The 17,439-nt window shown below is 63.7% G+C and carries 13 protein-coding genes and 1 pseudogene; 6 read left to right on the forward strand and 8 right to left on the reverse strand.

All coding sequences use genetic code 11. The annotated features are described in order from the left end of the window. The first annotated feature begins 156 nt into the window (after positions 1-156). Positions 157-2,187, forward strand: a complete 2,031-nt coding sequence (locus tag AC0L4C_RS16470) for a lytic transglycosylase domain-containing protein (protein ID WP_473400788.1) — start codon at positions 157-159, stop codon at positions 2,185-2,187. Positions 2,188-2,268: 81 nt separating this feature from the next. Continuing rightward, positions 2,269-3,231 carry an alpha/beta fold hydrolase gene (locus AC0L4C_RS16475; RefSeq protein ID WP_473400789.1) on the forward strand — a complete coding sequence of 321 codons (963 nt, stop codon included), beginning with the start codon at positions 2,269-2,271 and terminating at the stop codon, positions 3,229-3,231. A gap of 4 nt (positions 3,232-3,235) precedes the next feature. On the opposite strand, the gene AC0L4C_RS16480 is transcribed toward AC0L4C_RS16475, so the two are convergent. From AC0L4C_RS16480 to AC0L4C_RS16495, 4 genes are all read right to left on the reverse strand, one after another. Next, positions 3,236-4,588: a hypothetical protein gene (locus AC0L4C_RS16480; RefSeq protein WP_473400790.1), complete on the reverse strand. Its 1,353-nt coding sequence runs from the start codon at positions 4,586-4,588 to the stop codon at positions 3,236-3,238. 124 nt (positions 4,589-4,712) lie between these two features. Beyond that, positions 4,713-7,985 (reverse strand): OmpA family protein, encoded by a 3,273-nt coding sequence (locus AC0L4C_RS16485; RefSeq protein WP_473400792.1) that lies wholly within the window; start codon positions 7,983-7,985, stop codon positions 4,713-4,715. A gap of 243 nt (positions 7,986-8,228) precedes the next feature. Further along, positions 8,229-9,572: a hypothetical protein gene (locus AC0L4C_RS16490; RefSeq protein WP_473400793.1), complete on the reverse strand. Its 1,344-nt coding sequence runs from the start codon at positions 9,570-9,572 to the stop codon at positions 8,229-8,231. A 278-nt stretch (positions 9,573-9,850) separates the two neighbouring features. Continuing rightward, a complete protein-coding gene (locus AC0L4C_RS16495) occupies positions 9,851-11,725 on the reverse strand; it encodes a tetratricopeptide repeat protein (protein WP_473400794.1) in 1,875 nt (624 codons plus the stop codon). Here AC0L4C_RS16495 and AC0L4C_RS16500 point away from each other — a divergent pair. Continuing rightward, a complete protein-coding gene (locus tag AC0L4C_RS16500) occupies positions 11,688-12,431 on the forward strand; it encodes an SDR family oxidoreductase (RefSeq protein WP_473400795.1) in 744 nt (247 codons plus the stop codon). The two genes, AC0L4C_RS16495 and AC0L4C_RS16500, sit on opposite strands and share 38 nt — an antisense overlap. Here AC0L4C_RS16500 and AC0L4C_RS16505 read toward each other — a convergent pair. The 4 genes from AC0L4C_RS16505 to AC0L4C_RS16520 all read right to left on the reverse strand — a co-directional run bounded on the left by AC0L4C_RS16505 (position 12,428) and on the right by AC0L4C_RS16520 (position 16,091). After that, complete coding sequence (locus AC0L4C_RS16505; protein ID WP_473400797.1) at positions 12,428-13,069, reverse strand: NADPH-dependent F420 reductase; 642 nt, start codon at positions 13,067-13,069, stop codon at positions 12,428-12,430. The genes AC0L4C_RS16500 and AC0L4C_RS16505 overlap by 4 nt on opposite strands. Positions 13,070-13,132: 63 nt before the next feature. Further along, entirely contained in the window at positions 13,133-14,287 is a 1,155-nt protein-coding gene (nagA, locus tag AC0L4C_RS16510; RefSeq protein ID WP_473400798.1) for an N-acetylglucosamine-6-phosphate deacetylase, read from the reverse strand. Beyond that, on the reverse strand, positions 14,284-15,294 hold the full coding sequence (locus AC0L4C_RS16515; RefSeq protein WP_473403539.1) for an SIS domain-containing protein: 1,011 nt from the start codon (positions 15,292-15,294) through the stop codon (positions 14,284-14,286). The genes nagA and AC0L4C_RS16515 overlap by 4 nt, the downstream gene beginning before the upstream one ends. Before the next feature lie 14 nt (positions 15,295-15,308). Then, a complete protein-coding gene (locus AC0L4C_RS16520; protein ID WP_473400799.1) occupies positions 15,309-16,091 on the reverse strand; it encodes a GntR family transcriptional regulator in 783 nt (260 codons plus the stop codon). Between the two features lie 284 nt (positions 16,092-16,375). Between AC0L4C_RS16520 and AC0L4C_RS16525 the strand changes: the two are divergent. From AC0L4C_RS16525 to AC0L4C_RS16535, 3 genes and pseudogenes are all read left to right on the forward strand, one after another. Further along, a pseudogene (locus AC0L4C_RS16525) lies at positions 16,376-16,504 on the forward strand (gfo/Idh/MocA family oxidoreductase); the annotation flags it as partial. Between the two features lie 261 nt (positions 16,505-16,765). Then, positions 16,766-16,975, forward strand: coding sequence for a cold-shock protein (locus AC0L4C_RS16530; RefSeq protein ID WP_473400800.1), 210 nt, complete (start codon positions 16,766-16,768; stop codon positions 16,973-16,975). Between the two features lie 60 nt (positions 16,976-17,035). Further along, positions 17,036-17,389, forward strand: a complete 354-nt coding sequence (locus AC0L4C_RS16535; protein ID WP_473400801.1) for a hypothetical protein — start codon at positions 17,036-17,038, stop codon at positions 17,387-17,389. The last annotated feature ends 50 nt before the right edge of the window (positions 17,390-17,439 follow it).

Here is a 17,439-nt window from a genome sequence, read left to right on the forward strand (position 1 = left end):
TACGTGCGACGCGACAAGCTGGGAGGCTCGTGACGTACACCCACAAGGACCGGCGCGGAAACCCTTTGTTCACCTGAAAAGGGCAAACTTTGGGTTAACCGCAAGGGGTGGGGGCACCTTGTTGGATTTGTACTGTGGACCAACAGGACGGTTACCATGTTTCGCGCGCTCAGGAGGCCCGCCCGCCTCCTCATCGGCACTCTTGCCGCCACGCTGACCCTCAGCGTTGCCCCCGCCGGCTTCGCGACGGACGGGATCGACGACATTGTCACCGGTTCGATCGACAGCAGCGGCGCTGTCGCCGCGCCGAATGGTTCGGCCGCGTTCAAATCGGCGCTGGCCCTGATTGCCGCCGGTGACCGGGCCAAAGCCTATGAGGCAGCGCGCTCGCTGCCCAGCGACCTCGAACGCCGCACCATCCAGTGGGCAGCAATCTATTTCGGCGACGGCGATATCGACTACGGCACGGTGCTGCGATTTGCGGCGGATGCGCCCGAATTTGCCAACACCTCGGTCTTCAAGACGCGGCTCGAGCAGGCGCTGAACAAGGCGGGGCCGGCGCATGCCGAGGTCATCAAGGTGCTGGGCGGCGCCATGCCCAATACGCTCGACGCACAGATTTCCCTAGCCCTCGCCTACGTTGCAGACGGGCAGCAGGCACGCGGTGCGCGGATTGCGCGCGCCATCTGGACCGAGAACTTCCTCGACCGGGCGGGCGAAGACAAGGTCTACAAGGCACTCGGCCGCCTGCTCGACCAGAAGGACCACTGGGCGCGTGCCATGCACCTGATGATGCATGACCGTGCGTCAGGGGTCGAACGCATCATGTCGCTGCTGACGCCGGCGCAGAAGTCGCTGGCGGTGGCCCGCAACGCGGTGTCGCGCAATGACAAGGACGCCAAAAAGCTGCTCGACAGCGTCGACCCGTCCATGCAGTCCAACCCGGTCTACTATTTCTCACGGGCACAGCGCGCGCGGCAATTCGAGCTCTGGGACGATGCGATCGCCTGGCTCAACAAGGCCGAGGGCGATGCTCCCGACGCGGCAGAGTTCTGGTACGAGCGCCGGACGCTGATCCGCCAGTTGCTGGGCAGGAATGACGCAAAGCGCGCCTATCTGGCGGCTGCGCACTACACCGAGGGTCCGGAAGGGCGGCTCGTCGAGGCCCGCTTCCACGCCGGCTGGATCGCATTGGCCTTTCTCAAGGAACCGGCCGCCGCGGCGGACCAGTTCAGGGTGATGACGACGCTGTCGACACTGCCGGATTCGGTGACGCAGGCCAATTACTGGCTCGGCCGGGCGCTCGCCGCTAACGGCGACAAGGCCGGTGCCCAGGCGGCCTACAAGGCAGCCGCGCAATATGGCACGGTCTATTACGGCATCCTGGCCCGCAGCGAGCTCGGGCTGACTGACGTGCAACTGCGCAGCATGCCTGAATGGCGGTCGGCGCAGGCCAGTTTCGAGCGCCATGACATGGTGCGCGCGGTGCGACTGCTGAGCGAGAACGGCAAAGCCGATCTGGCTCGTCCCCTGCTCCGCAGCTTCATCTTCGGTTTCAAGAGCGGCGGCGAAATGGTGCTGGCGGCGCGGCTGGCGCAGGACATCGGCGCGCACGACCTGGCCATCCAGGTCGCCGACATTGCCGACAAGCGCGGCGCGCCGCTGGATCTGTTCAGCTTTCCGAGAGACGGGCTGCCGGCCGACAAACTCGCTTCGGTCGACACGGCAGCGGTCTATGCTGTGGCCCGGCAGGAGAGCCATTTCCGGGCCGACGCCGTGTCGGGCGCCGGGGCTCGCGGACTGATGCAGCTGATGCCGGCGACTGCCCAGGAAACCGCCCAGAAGGTGGGCGTGGAATACTCGAAGTCACGGCTCACCAGCGATCCGGAATACAACGCCTTGCTGGGCTCCACCTATCTGGCGGCGCAGCTCAAACGCTTTGACGGGTCACTGGTGCTGGCGGCGGCGGCCTACAATGCCGGCGGCGGCAATGCCTCGAAATGGATCAGCGCCTTCGGCGATCCGCGATCGGACAATGTCGATCCGGTGGTCTGGGTCGAACTGATCCCGTTCGAGGAGACCCGGATGTACGTGAAGCGCGTTCTGGGGAACTATGTCGTCTATCAGGCGCGTCTCGGACATAGCGAGATCGGCATCCGGCAGGCACTGCGCAAGCTTCCCGGCTAGTGGCGGTTCCGGTCCTTCGCCCTGTGGGCGAGTGCCCGGCCGCGATGGCGCTACCTAGGTAGCCCTGTTATGGACTTGAGCATGTTCGAGCGCCCTCGCACCGTCCCCGCCGCCCTGCCCGCTTTCGCCAACCTGCCGGTGCAGCGACTGACCGTTGGAGCCGGCGGCGAAAGCCTCGCCGTGCATGTTGCGGGCAAGCTCGGCGTCGGTCAGATCCCGCTCGTCTGCTTGGCCGGCTACCACCGCAACATGGCGGACTTCAGCGACTTCGTGGGCAATTTCCACCGCCGGTTCGGCGAAACGCTGCCGGTCGTGCTGGTCGATCTCAAGGGCCGGGGCCGGTCATCTGATCGCGCCGACAAGACACTCTATGTCTCACCAGCCGATGCGCACGACCTGCGTCAGGTCTGCGCGGCACTGGCGATCGACAGCGCCATCTTTCTCGGCCAGGGCTATGGCGGTCAGGTGATCATGGCGCTGTCAGCGCAGCAGCCGAGGCTGATTGCCGGAACGGTGCTGATCGATGCAGGACCGGTATCGGATCCGCGTGGGCTGGTTCGCCTGCGCAACAACCTGCATGAGCTCGAGGGAACGCGGAGCGAAGCGGGGCTGCGGGCCATGCTTCGGCGCATGCTGCAGACGGACTATCCATCCGTGCATGACGGACTGCTTGATGTGCTTGCCGGGCGGACCCACTATCTCGAGGGCAAGCGGGTGCATCCGCTGTTCGACCCGCATCTGCTCAAGATGCTGGATGTGTTCGAACATGATGATGTGTTGATGGCGCAATGGCCGCTGTTCCAGAGCCTGGGACATGCGCCGCTGATGATGATGCGCACGCAGCTGACCGAGCAGCTGCGGCGCGAAACATTCGAGGAAATGATGCGCCGGCGGCGCGATGCCGATGGCTTCATCATTGAAGGCCAAGGATCGCCGGCGCTGCTCAATACGCAGGACGATGTCGAACCGATCGCCGAGTTTGTCCGGCAGATCGTGCGCAAGAAACCGCGTCCGCGTGTCACCGCGGAGGCGGCGACCGCCTGAACTCTCAGGTGGACTTTCGCGCCAGTTCCCGCGCCTGTTCTTGCCACTGCTCGCGGGCGATGCGGCCCTTGAAGCCGAAATGGCTTTCCACCCAGGCGACCGACTTGTCATCCCAGCCGGCAATCTGATCGAAGTGGAAGATGCCGAGACCGTTGAGTGACGACTCGATGGCCGGGGCTACTCCCTTGATCCTGCCCAAGTCATCCTTGCCGCCATCGCGGGCCTGCTTCAGCGCCTGGGGGCGGCCGGGCGGGCCATCCAACTGTTTCTCAGTCGGGGCGATCTCGTTGAGGACGGAGGTGGCACGGGCTGTCGCATTGGCAACGGCGGCGGCAGATTTTTCGACGGCGGTATCGGCAGCGACCACGTCTTCGACCGTCACACCCTCGGGCAGGTCGGCTGGCTGGCGGGCACTGACAGGCTGGGTCGGGGTCCAGCCGCCTTCAATGGCGCGCATGGCCGCGAGCTCGTCATTGACCGTTGATGCGATATCTTCGGCGCGAACTGGTGCAGTCGTGGGGCCGGCCGGAGCGGGTTCGTCCTCCGTGTCCGCCTCGACAGCCCCCTCATCCTCGTCGCGCTCGAAGACCGGCTCAACCAGGGGCATTTCGGCAGCGACATCGGGCGCCACGCCCGGAGTGTCGGTCTCGTGCACATCCTGCAATTCGGCGGCAACTTCCTCAGGGCCTTCGAGGACCCGGAAGTCGTCAGGCTTGATGCCCGGCTCATGCCGCGCCTCGACCGGCAGCCGAGATTCGCCATTATCTTCCGTACCGGCAACGGACTCGGCGGGAGATGTTGCAGGCGCAGCAGGCGCTTTCGCCGCTGGTGCCTCTGTCTGATCGTCCGCGGGCTTCGCCTGCTCGATTTCGGTATTGGAATGGCCATTGTCGGTCGGGGCGGCTGCCGCCGCTGGCTCCGACGATGCGGCCAACGGAGTGTTTTGCGAGCCGTCTGCCGGCGGCACATGCTCCGGGTTGTCGATGTGGCGCCCGGAAACGGTCTCTCCGGCGACCCGTGACGGTTCGATGGCCTTCGGCTCGGGCAATGTCACCTTGGGCATGACAACGGAGGACGACATGCCGGAGGCAGTCACCACCGGCTTGGAGGTGCCGGCCGAGGCTGCGGCGATGCGATCTGCCGGCGTGGGACGACCGGCGATCGGCGCTATTTCGGGGGCCGTGACCAGTTGCGGGGTGGTTGTCACCGCCGGCGCGGATGCCGCGGCGGCCGTCGCCGTTGCCTGGGTTTTCGGGCGGGCCAGTAACCGGCGGGCAACCAACCCGATGGTTGCGCCAGCCAGGAAGGCGGCCAGCATGAGCAATGCAGTCTCAAACAACAGAGGAGCGTTCATCATCCGGTTCAGCTCTTCCGCGACAGGCTGAGCCAGCCCGTTACCAGCCCGACGGCAAACGCTGCCAAGAGGAAGGGCCAGTCGTATTCAACAAGATAAACCAGTGAATCCAACGACATGACTGAACCTACTCATCCTGATCGAGGATGGTGAAAGCAATGCGCCGGTTGGCCTGTTTGCCGGCCCGCGTATCGTTGCTTTCAACCGGCAGGCTTTCGCCATAGCCAATGGCATACAGCCGCTCGTAGCCGACGCCGCGTGCGATCAGGGCCTCGACGACGGCCTCGGCTCGCGACACCGATAGCGCCAAATTGAGCGCTTCGTCGCCGTCGGAGTCGGTGTGTCCTTCGACGTGAACGGTGGCATTGGGACAGGCCATGAGATCGGCGGCCAGTTCGTCCAGGGCGGGAGCCGAGTCATCGGTGATCCTGGCGCTACCCGACTGGAAGAGGATGGCATTGCGCGCCGCAAGGGCCGCCACCGTATCCCTGCAGAGTTCGATTTGCGGCAGCAAGGTGATGCTGGTTTGCCACGCGCCGGTTGCGGGCTCCGACGACAGCTCGCTGAGCGCCGCCCTCCGCTTCTCGTCATTGGTTGCCTCGCCGCTGATCGCCCAGGATGCACCATCGAACGCAAGCGTCCCCAGTTCGAGCAGATCCAGCGTACGGATGCCGGCAATGGCACCGTTGATGAAACCGGCCGGCAAATCGCTGCTGACGGTCATGCCATCGGTGGGCACCCCGCCGGCAATGACACCAAAGTAGCGGCGGGCCGCGTCAGCCGGCACCTTGCCGGAGAGTTCGATCGGTGCGCCGCGGAGCTTGGTGGCACTGAAGACAGTATCTCGGGCAGCGGGTTGGTCAGCGGTGGCCGGCGCTGCGGGTTCCACCGCTTGCACGGCCGTTTCCGGCACCGGCTCAGCCACCGGCTCCGGCTCCGGCTCGATTGCCGCTGGCTCCGGTAGCAGCTTAACCAGCGGGGGTTCTGGTTCCGCCACCGGTGCCGCGGGGGTGGCCAGATCCTTCGACCAGGCGCTGCCGCCATCGGTGGCCGAAGACAACGCGGCGAGCGCCGCGTCGCGATCGGCGGTCGTGGCTGGAACTCCGGTCAGGCTAAAGGTCGTGCCGTCGAAAGTGACAGAGCCGGAGCGCAGATGGCCAATAGCCTCGAGCCCGGCGAGGACGTCGGCCATGAAACCGGCCGGCTCGCCCGAGGCGAGTTCTGTGGTATCCGAAACAACGTCCCCTGCCCGTACCGCCACAAACCGACGCAACTCGTCGGTCGTGACATAGCCCGAGAGCGAGATGCGGCCGTTGTCGCCCTTGACCGCCGACCAGGTGAACGGCGAGACGACAGGCGCAGCGTCTTTGGCCTGGACGGTGATCTGCCATTTGTCTTCGTCGACGGCGGCGACCAGGGCATCCTGAATACGGGCGCGCTCTGCGCCAGTGGCCGTCAGTCCGGATAGTGTCCAGCTGTCGCCAGCAAAGCTCAAGGCTCCTTCCTGAAGGCCAAGCAGAGCATCAAGCCCGGCAAGCGCTTCACCAATGAAGCCTTCGGGTGCGCCTGCGCCCAGCGCCGAATTGTCCTTGAGCTTTGCGCCGACACGATTGGCGAGGAAACGCTTGAGGATGTCGGTGGGCAGGAAGCCAGCAAACGTGACGGTGCCGTCGGCAGCCTTCTGGGCCCGCCAGGTGTAGGGTTCGATGACCGGGAGCGCCGCAGTGGCGGACGGCTTGGGCAGATCGACCGAATAGCTCCAGCCGGCTGCATGCAGACCGGCCGCGGTGAAGGCTGACTGGGCGGCAAAACCCTTCTGGGCCGAGTCGACGGCACCGCTGATGGACCACACCGACCCATCATAGACGACCTTGCCGGTGTCGAGCAGTTCAAGCACGTCGAGCGCCGCGACGCTGAGGCGCACGAAATCATCGGGTTCGCCATCGGCGATGCTGGCCGTATCCGCCCCGATCGGCGCGGCCTCGTGCTGCGCAACCTGCGCGGCCTCGTCGGGCACGTAGCCGGAGAGATTGATGGTGTTGCCGTTCGTTTTCACCGCCGTCCAGGTGAAGGGCGACGCCATCGGGGGGAGAACGTCCGCGTGCCTCAGAATGAGCCCCTGCGGTGCTCCCAGGTTGAGAGTCGTCTGCAACTCGTGGAAATCGCGGAGCGTAGATGCACGACCGGACAACGAGATGCTAGTGCCCTCGAGCCGGACGCTGCCCTCGCTCATCAGCCGCAGGGCATCGATGGCAAAGTCGAGCCCGGACTGGAAACGCTCCGGCGCGCCGCGAGCCAACTCGACGCCGGTGGCATCGACATCCTTATCCCCGGCCAGACGATCCAAAGTCGACTGGTCAGGCAGGAAGCCGTCCAGCTTGATCTTGCCACCGACGATGGCCGCTTCGAGGATGAACTCGTTGATCTTGGGTGGTTCGAGCGACACCGCTGCGCCGCTGGGCGTCATGGCAAGCCGCACACTTTCGGCGATTGCGGCATCTGCCGGTGCGCCGACGAGCGACAGATCAGCATCGGAGATGCGCGCCTCGCCATATTCCAGCTGCATCAGATTCTGCAGCAGCAACACGGCGTTGTCTTCAAATCCTGCAGGGGCACCTGAAGCCAGCAGCATGCTGGTCGAGACGGGCCGCCCGGCGATGTCAGCGATCTTCAAGCGATCAACGAACGACTCGTCGGGCTTGTAACCGGATATCTCGAGCCTATTGCCGTCGAAGGTGGCAATCCAGTCATAGGGACTGGCCAGAGCGGGCGTGACAGCAGCGCTCTTCAATTCAACCCCTGCCGGCGGTGAGGCCAGCAATTTCTGGGCGGCATCGAAGGCACGAGCCGATCTGGCGCGCCCGGACACCTGAACTGCGAGGTCGGCGATCTCGATCTCGCCAGCATCAAATTGCTGCGCCAGTTCAAGCGCATAACTTGTGGCGCTACGCCATTTTGTACGATCCGGAACGCCCGACATCAGCCGGAGCTTGTCCTCCGCGCCGCCGCTGGCAAGCAGGATTTCGGCATGGGCCGTTTCGTCAGGCACACCGCCGGAGAGCGACATCTGCCCGTTCGACACGGTGGCGGCAAATGGAAACGGGCTGACGAACTCGGCCAGGATCACATCGTCGCTGGAGACAGATCGGACGCCGTACAGTTCGGAAAGGCGCGACGCGGCAGCGGCTATGGTGCCGGCGTCGGTTGCCGTGCCGGAGAGCACCGCATCGCGGCCATCAAATCGGATATCGGCCCAGGGGAAATCGGCAGCGGTTGCGCTTACGCTTCGAGCGGTCAGGTCGGCGGTCATCGTGGCGCCGGTGGACAGCACCGCAGTAAACGTACCCCCGACAACGGTGAGCAATGCCGGAACGCCCCAACGCAGAATGATGCCGTTCATGTCGCCTCTGTTCGCTGTGTCCGCCCGCGAGTCCGACCCTTACCCGTTTCCTCTGACTCGGAAAAGGGCGCCAACTCTTTGTTATCCGAAGAGTTCTGGGTGCATTGCTGGAGATAGGCGTTTGAAAGATGAATGCAGTCTGAAGCCGCACGGTCGGCCAAAGAGATTGCAGGAACCTATGCCCTAGAAACAGAAAGGCCCGGCTTGCGCCGGGCCTCCTGATGTCCGTGTAAGCGGTAAGGCTTACTGGAAGGACTTGGCAGCCTTGAAGGTCGCCTTGTAAGCGCCATTCGAGTAGGCTTCGCCCTTGAGCGAGGTGGTGAAACCACCGCCCGGAGCCCAAGCAACGGTAGCCGCACCGTAGTAGGTGTCCGAAGTCAGGTTGGCAGTCGAGTCGTAGAGGCCAACTTCACCGGTGATAGTGATGGTCTCAGTGACGGCAGCAACGAGCTGAGCAGCGACCTGATATGCGTCGTTAGCGGCAGATGCATCGTGATACCAACGACCACCAAGATTGATGGTGACAGTATCGGTCACAGCAGCCGAGCCCGAAACACCAAAGCCGTAGTCCTGGCCACCGACAGTGTTTGCGGCCTCAACCGAAGCAGCGAGCGTGAACATGTCGAACGTGGCGGAAGCCGACGCGAGACCATTCCAGTAGCCCGTGTTGTCACCGGCGATAGCGGCAACGAACTTGAACATGTCGAAGGTACCGGCGAAACCAGCGTGGTAACCCCAGTTCTCGACAGTGCCGTCAAGCACACCACCAGCAACAACGGTCAGGTGAGCCGCAATGCCGTCACCAGCATAAGAGATCACGCCAACGGCCGTACCAGCGCCAGCAATGTTGGTGCCGGTCAGGTCGAGCTTTTCCAAGCCAGCAGCAACCGACACACCGTTGCCGAGATCGGAAGCGATCTGGATCACATGGCCGCCGTCGCCGAGAGCGCCGGCAGCAAGAGCAGCGCCGCCGCCCCACTTCACGCCCGTATCAACCTTTTCGGAATTGAACAGACCGAGGAAGTTCAGAGGGGCGTCTTCGCCCATCTTCATGATCGAGCCCTTCTTACCAGCCATGATCACAGTCGTATCGCCGACAGAAACATAGGCTTCGTCGAGGACAACACCAGCGTTAGCCGAACCGCTGCTGGTTGCTGCTGTCAAGCCACCGCCAACAACACCTTCATTGGTGACGAGCGAGTACTGCTTCTGCTGCAGCTTGATCACGGCGCTAGCCGGACCAAAATCAGACGAAGCCGTACCGACGAACCTGACCCAAGCCTTCAGCTTGGATTCCCAATCAAGGTTTTCGCCAGTGGGGGGCACGATCGCATCATCGGCCACGTTGAACGCGCCAGCAGCGGTCGTAACGAGCACAGTGCCCGGAGCGTAGTCGCCCCACTTGAATTCGTACTCGACGCCGCCAGAGATCTGCAGGCAGTTGGTGTCGGACGAGATCGTCAGGCCGGAAAGGCCGAGGGAGTCGCAAACGTCGAGCGACGTCAGAACACCCAAATCAGCTGCGTAGCCTGCGGTCGAGAGACCGGCGGCAGCCACAGAACCAAGAACTAGGCTCCGAATCTTCATTGTTGACCTCCAAAGTCAGTCATTCTTTGAACCGGTTGCCCGGCGGTTTGTCGAAACGCGACCACACTTGTAAGTGTGTGTTGTCGTCGCGTTGCGACCGACAAACGATCCCATGCATGGATTCGCAAGACCAACCATACGCATGCTGACGGGGTTCGCAACGACGGAAAGCCCAAAAGACGTGGCAGCAATGTGGTTGCGATATGGATGTTGCAGATTCAACACAGCTTTGGAAACCTCCTGTTAACCCGCGTCTACGGGCGGTTAACAGAGGGGGCTCAGGGCAGGTCAAGCGCGGCAATAGCCGCCAGGATTGCCGGCGAGGCTGCATCGCGCGGTGGCGGCGACGAGACGAGCCGCGGCTCCGAGATGAACGGCTCCGCTATGTCCGGCAACGATGTGAGGCCCAGGTGATCGGCGACCTGCTGCATTGCGCGACCTGCGTCGTTGCCGAAGTTGGAAACGTCGAAAGTGCTCATGAAGCCGGGAAACCGGCGGTTCCAGAAGCTCTGCAGATCGGCGTTGAGCCTTGCAAAGGCCAGGGCGTCCGCCAGATCGCAGGCATATTCGTTTCCGGACAAGGCGAAGTACTTCTGGTGCATTGCTGCGGCCAGGTGTTGGGGGGACCGGTGGCAGGAGATGACGCGGGCGGCGGGCATGGCCAGGCGGATGGCACCAACCAGCCAGAGATTGTTGGGCATGGTATCGATGATGCGGCGGCCCGGAGCGAGCCGTTCGGCCATGGCGAGGTAACGACGGCCGAGTTCCGTGGCCAGCCCGATCGAGGCAGCGGCTGCCGAATCCTTGCCATCATTGCCCAAGGCCGCTGCCACATTTGCGAGCACCGGGAGTTCGCCGGCGGGGAACAGTTCGGGGTGCTGGGCCAGCATGCCTTCCAGTGTGGTCTTGCCTGAGCGGGGGAGGCCGACAATGAAGATGGGGCCATTGGCCGGACGGAGTTCCGGCACATCTGAGTCATCAAGAGAAACGAAGGCCTGCCGGAGGGCGGCTGCGCGCGCCTCAGCCGCGGCAAGGTCAAACGGACGGTGCTCCCGGACGCGAGCATTGGCAGATTGGAAAGCGGCCAATGCCTCGGCGCCATCGCCAGCGTCGGAGCAAGCTTGGCCGAGCGTAAACTCAAGTTGGGCACGCTGATCAGCCGACAGATCGGGGTGGGCCAGAAGATCGTTGACCGCGGCCACCTCGGGGTCGTCGGCGGAGACGCGCGGAACAATGAGGCCGAGCATGCGGTGGGCTTCGGCGTCTGCGGGACTGGCGAGAATGGCGCGGCGATAGGCATTTGCTGCCTGCCCCGGATCACCGGCCAGCCAATGTGCCCGCCCCAGTGCCCGCCAGATTTCGGATTCGGCGGGGAAACGCGCAGCGTAGTCTGCTGCAACGGCGATCGCCTGCTGGCGCTGCTGGAGACCTTCAAGGGCGTTGCAGAGGCCGGTCAGGGCGTTGGGGAAGTTGGGGCGGAACTGCAGTGCGCGGCGATAGGCATCGGCGGCGCCGTGCCAGTCGCCCAGCGCGGCCAAGGTATTGGCGAGGTTGCGATGAAAGCCCGCTTCGCTGGGTGCCAACTGGATGGCCAAGCGGAAAGAGGCGATGGACTCGTCAAAGCGCGACAGTGATTTGAGGGCCATGCCGCGATTGTTGAGGAACCCGGGACTCTGCGAACGAAGGCCGATTGCCTTGTCGAAAGCCTCTACGGCCTCGGCCGCCCGTCCTGCGCTGTTGAGCGCGGTGCCCAGATTGCCAAGATAGTCGGGATCGTTGCTACGCATCCGCACGGCGCGTTGCAGGCGGGCGATCGCGCCGGCGGCGTCACCGCGCTGCAGCAGCGCCAGTCCGCCGAGATGGTTGGCCGCCGGATGGCTGGGCTGTCTGGACAGGACCTTGGAATAGATCGCCTCCGCTTCGGCGATACGGCCCGACTGGTGCAATTGCAGTCCCTGCTGCATCAGATCGTCGATCTTACTCATCGGTGGGCCACATACTCGCGGGTCTAGGTCGAAAGTAGGTACCTTCCTAGTGGCGCCGAACTCTGACCGCAATTGCATTATCGGCTGCCCGTGGTCATGGTCGGCCGCGTCGCACAAGAGAGAGGGTTCCATGTCTGAAGGTAAGGTTGTGGTGGTCAGCGGGGCCACTTCGGGGATCGGGCGGGCTACAGCCATCGGCCTGGCCAAGGCGGGGTTCCGCGTCGCCATCCTGGGTCGCCGCGAGGCCGAGCTTGAAGAGACGGCCAAGGTCGCCGGCGCCGCCTATCATGCGGTGTGCGACGTTGCCGATCCGGCCGCAGTGCATCGGTTCTTCTCGGATGTGGTGGCAAAGCTCGGCCGGGTGGACGTGGTCTTCAACAATGCCGGGCGTTTCGCGCCGCAGGCCTCGTTCGGCGATATCGACATCGCCACATGGCAAGGCATGGTCGACGTCAACCTGAACGGCGCCTTCTATGTGGCGCGCGAGGCGTTTCGGGCAATGCGGGATCAGCAACCGCAGGGCGGACGGATCATCAACAACGGCTCAATCTCGGCCTATACGCCCCGCCCCGGGGCCGCGGCCTACACCGCGACCAAGCACGCCATTACCGGGCTGACCAAGGCGATCTCGCTGGACGGCCGGGCATACAACATCGCCTGCGGCCAGATCGATATCGGCAACACAGCGACGGACATGACCGCATCAATGACCAGCGGCTCACTGCAGGCGAACGGTACCATGCTGCCGGAACCGACCTTCGACGTGAAGCACGTGGTCAATGCCATCATCTACATGTCGGAACTGCCGCTTGCGGCCAATGTGCAGTTCATGACCGTGATGGCGACAACCATGCCCTATATCGGGCGCGGCTAACGCTTAAGGATGGCGAAGTTGAATTCGCCGGTGCCGAGGACACCGTAAAGCCGGGTCCAGAGGGGCAGCATCTGCTCGGTGGCGCGGGCCGACGTGATATCGCCAAGATCGATGATCTGCTGCCAGCCAATGCTGCGCAGCAGATCCATGACCTTGCCCTTGGCGTGCTTGTCATTGCCCGAGACAAAGACGGCATGTGCGCCGTGGATCATAGCCGGATCCACCATCACCGCAGCGGTGACGGTATTGAGCGTCTTGACGACCTGGGCCTCCGGGAAGCTCCGCTGGATCAGTTCACCGAGCGAATCCGTGTTGGAAATCGACAGCGACGGCGGAAACCCCCTGGAGAAGTCGAGCGGATTGGAGATATCGACCAGGATCTTGCCGGCGAGGTTGGCTGCCCCGGCCTGGCGCAGGACCTCGAGGGCGGTATCGCCACGCGTGCAGTGAATCAGCAACTCCCCGTAAGCTGCTGCATCGGCGAAGTTTCCCGGTTTTCCGCCGGCGCGGGCGACGAAGGCCTGAACCTTCTCGTTGTCGGCGGAGCGGCCGCCCATCATCACGTCATGACCAAGGGCGACGAGCTTTGCCCCCAAGGTCTGGCCGACCACACCGGTGCCAAGCACGCCGATCTTCATTGCACACTCCCAAATGGCTGAGAAACCTTAGTGCGCTGGCAGGTCGGCGAACAGACACAATGTCTAGGTACCGGCTGCAAATCTTTGCTGGCCGTCGATATAAGTTGCCTGCACCGTCATTGCTGGAGACAGCACGGCGAAATCGGCCCGGGCACCGCGGCGAAGATTGCCGTATTCTGAGCCAAGTCGCATCGCCTCGGCCGGGTAGACCGATGCCATGCGCAGCGCTTCGTCGAGTTCAATACCGACCACGCGGGTCAGATAGGAGATGGCACCGATCATGGTGAGATCGGCACCGGCCAGAGTGCCGTCCGCGAGCCGGAGCGCGCCATCCTTGCGATAGACCATCTGACCGGTGAGGTCGAAGCTCTGCAAGTCCGTGCCGGTCAGCGGCATGGCGTCCGTGACGATGAAGATGTGCCCCGGGCCACGTTTGCCGCGCAACGCGGCGCCGATGGAGGCGGCATGGACGTGGATGCCATCGGCGATGAGCCCGGCGCTGAGGCTGCCGATATCGAGGGCCGCGCCAACGACGCCGGGCTCACGATTGCCGATCTGGCTTTGCGCATTAAAGAGGTGCGTCACCATGGTGGCGCCGGCGTCAGCGGCGGCCTTCACCTGGGCATAGGTGCTCTCGGAATGGCCGATCGAAACGACAATTCCGGCTGCCGTGAGACGGGCTATCTGCTCGGGGCCCACGGTTTCGGCAGCCACCGTCACCAGCAGGTGGGGCAGCTTCTGTCGTGCAGCGAGGAGCCGCTGGATATCGGACTCGTCCATCGGACGGATAAGAGCGGGGTCATGGGCGCCCTTGCGGGCTACGGACAGATGCGGACCTTCGAGGTGCAACCCGAGAAATCCCGGGACGGTGCCCGCGGCCTCGACGCCGGCGGCAATCGCGGCATCATTCTGCGCGGGTGTGTCGGTGATCAAGGTGGGCAGGCAGGCGGTCGTGCCGAACTGGGCAAAGGCGATGCAGATGGTCTGGATCGCATCCAGTGTGGGCGAATGGTTGAGGAGAGCGCCGCCGCCGCCATTGACCTGAAGGTCGATGAAGCCGGGTACGATCATGCCGTCGACCGGCACGCGTTCGGCGTCAGTCGGCGAGTTGGCGGCGATCAGGCCCTCGACGTGGCCGTCGGTGACAACGAGTGCCATGTCGTCGTGCCATTCGAACCCGTCGAAGATCCGGGCTCCGGAAAAAGCCAGCTTGCTCATATGGTTTCCGTTACCTTCTTGAGATGAGGGGGATGATCGGGATCAAAGCCGCGACGGCGCGACAGCGCCTCGACGAAGCCGTAGAACGAGACGATCAGGGCCAGCGCGTCGGTGACCGGGTGCCCCGATGCGGCGAATGGCAGGCGTTCGGCATCGACAGCGTTGACGGAGGTGACGAAGACCCGCGCCCCCTGCCCTGCGAGCTGCTGGGCCACTTCGGCGACAGAGGCTTCCGACGCGTCGCGGGCGGCGAGGGCAAGCACCGGGAAGTGGCGCTCGACGATGCGGGCGGGACCGTGCAACACCTCTGCAGCACTATAGGCCTCAGCGTGCATGCCGCAGGTTTCCTTGAACTTGAGCGCGGCCTCGTTGGCGATGGCGAGGGCCGGGCCACGGCCCAGCACATAGAGCGAGTCGAGCTTGTCCAAGGCGCCGAGCAGCGGCGACCAGTCGCAGGCGATGGCTTCGGTAAATAGCTGCGGCAGCGCCTCAAGCGCGGCGAGCAGGCCTTCATCCTCCTGCCAGTGCGCGATCAGCCCGAGCCCGGCGACGACCGATGACACGAAGGTCTTGGTGGCCGCGACACTTTTTTCTTCGCCGGCGTCAAGATCGATGGTGACGTCGGATGCCGCCGCGAGCGGCGACCCAGGGGTGTTGGTGATGGCAAATGTCGATGCGCCGCCCGCCCGCGCCGACTGCGCCATGGCCACGATATCCGGGCTCTTGCCGGACTGAGAGATTGCGATGGTAGCGCAGCGGCCGAGCTTGAGTTGCTTGCCATAGATCGAAACGATCGACGGGCCCACCGATGCGACCGGCACACCGGCAGTCAGCTCGATGGCATATTTGAGGAAGGCGGAGGCGTGATCCGAGGAGCCGCGGGCGATGGTGACGACCGAGGCAGGATCGAATTCGCGCAGGGTCTTGCCGCCGGCAATCAGCGTGTTGCGGGAGGAGTCGAGCAAACGCGCAACCGCATGGGGAATCTCCTCGATCTCCTGACGCATATAGGTGGCACTGGTCACTTGCGGCCGTCTCCTTGCTGATTGCCGATGCGGAGCTCGGCGACAAAATCATAGGTATCGCCGCGATAGATCGAGCGTGTGAACTCGATGACGCGGCCCGAGGCGAGATAGGAAATCCGTTCGATATGCAAAGCAGCAGCACCCGCCGGCAGTTCCAGCAGCTTTGCGTCGGCGGGACCAAGACTGGCAGCCCGAAGGCGCTGGATGGCACGAACCGGCCGATTGCCGCTCCTGTCGAGGTGCGCGTAGAGCGAGGTGCCGACCCTTTGCGGATCGGGAAGGATGTCGGCCGAGAGCGCCGCACGCTCGATGGCAAGCGGGATGCCGTCCGAAATACGCAGGCGCGAGACGCGCGCCACCTGGCCGCCAGAGGAGAGACCGAGCGCCACGGTCTCCTCGGGTGACGGATCATAGATGTCGCGGTCGAGCCAGACCGAGGTGACGGCCATGCCGCGCCGCGCCATGTCGTCGGCGAACGAGGTGAGTTGACTGAGCGATTGCTCGACCCGGTGGGTTTGCGTGGCGACGAAGGTACCCGAGCCGTGGCGCTGCAGCAGGACGCCGTCACGGACCAGTTGCTGGACAGCCTTGCGCACCGTGACACGCGATACATCCACCTTGTGGGCGAGATCGCGTTCCGATGGCAGGGCATCGCCCGGCTGGATGGCTCCCGAGTGGATCGCGTCCTCTATCCATCGCTTGAGCTGCAGGTACAACGGACCACCTGGCGGCAAGACGACCGACTCGGCGCTGAAAATGGCGTGCTGGACGTCAGACATCTTCGACCCTTGCGTGACGCGTGACTGACACGTCAGGAGCGTGCCGTCATTGTGCTGAGCTACAGCATGGAGCCGGCTACGGCCAGCCACCCTCTTACAATACCAATAAAATACCATTCGCCAAGCTGATTCTGGGTGCCCGCGGATTTGCAGAGCCGGCGCGAGCACGCGAGGTCCTCGATAGGCACAAGCTCGCGTGGCCGCCAGACAAGTGGTATGATTTTGGCATTATCTAGGTAGGAAGCAAGACCGCCCCTGCCTGTGTCGATCCTCCCCAGGAGTTGATTGCCGAAGATCTCGATCTCGGCCGGCACATGGATGACGCGGTGATGTCGCTGCGCATCTGTCTCGCCGCCGACGAAAGAGTGCGCACGGGCCTCGCCGTCAAACTCCAGGGGCCACGAACGGACTGACCGAGCGTCATTTCTCCAGCTTTTCCGTGGCCTGCAGGGCTCCGAAGCCGGGCAGCGGACGCAAGCGGTTGTATTCCTGTGACTTAAGGCGCATATAGGGTGCACGTTTTACAGCGATCTCGCGCTATCTCGACTGACCGGCTCTGCCGGTTCGCTTTGGCTATCACTTGATATTGTGAACGGTAGTCCGCTTTGGCATGTCGCCAGAGCGTAACTTGTCGCGTCCGACTGGACGCGCTCTCACTTTGAAAGTGAAAAAAAATGGCCACCAAAGGCACCGTGAAGTTCTTCAATTCCACCAAGGGTTTTGGCTTCATCTCCCCCGACGACGGCAGCAAGGACGCTTTCGTCCACGTGACCGCGCTTGAACGCGCTGGCATCTCGGGCCTCAATGAAGGCGACAAGGTCAGCTACGACCTCGAAAGCGGTCGTGACGGCAAGGTTTCGGCCACCAATCTGCAGGTCCTCTAGGACGTCTTCGGGCGCCGCTTTGCCGGCGCCCGATTCCTCTTATCAACGCGGAGCACGTCCATGAGCGATCTTGAGACGAAGCGGGCGCGGAAGATCGACTACGACGCGCGTGCCGGACTGTTCCAGGGGCGCGGACGGCATCGTGGCAAGGGCCTGCAGTTTCGCGGCTTCGACAGTGCTGCTCTCGCCATTCAGTTCGCCGTGGAGGACATGCACCCGTCGCATTCGTCCGGTACCATTCTCGAAGTCGACGAAGATCGTTTCGACATGCTCGAGATACTCGCGCTTTATCATGACGCCCGCTACCCGTTCGTGCGCAAGGTAGCGAAATCGGATCGCGACCAACCGATCGCGACGCAGGCGCCCGAGCGCTTCCAACGTATGAGCACGGCGGCCGTCAAGGTTCGCATCTAGCCTGACGGTCCTTGCGGGACCAGGCACACCTCCCCACAAATTCTCGACCG

The sequence above is a fragment of the Devosia sp. J20-27 genome (assembly GCF_055808595.1).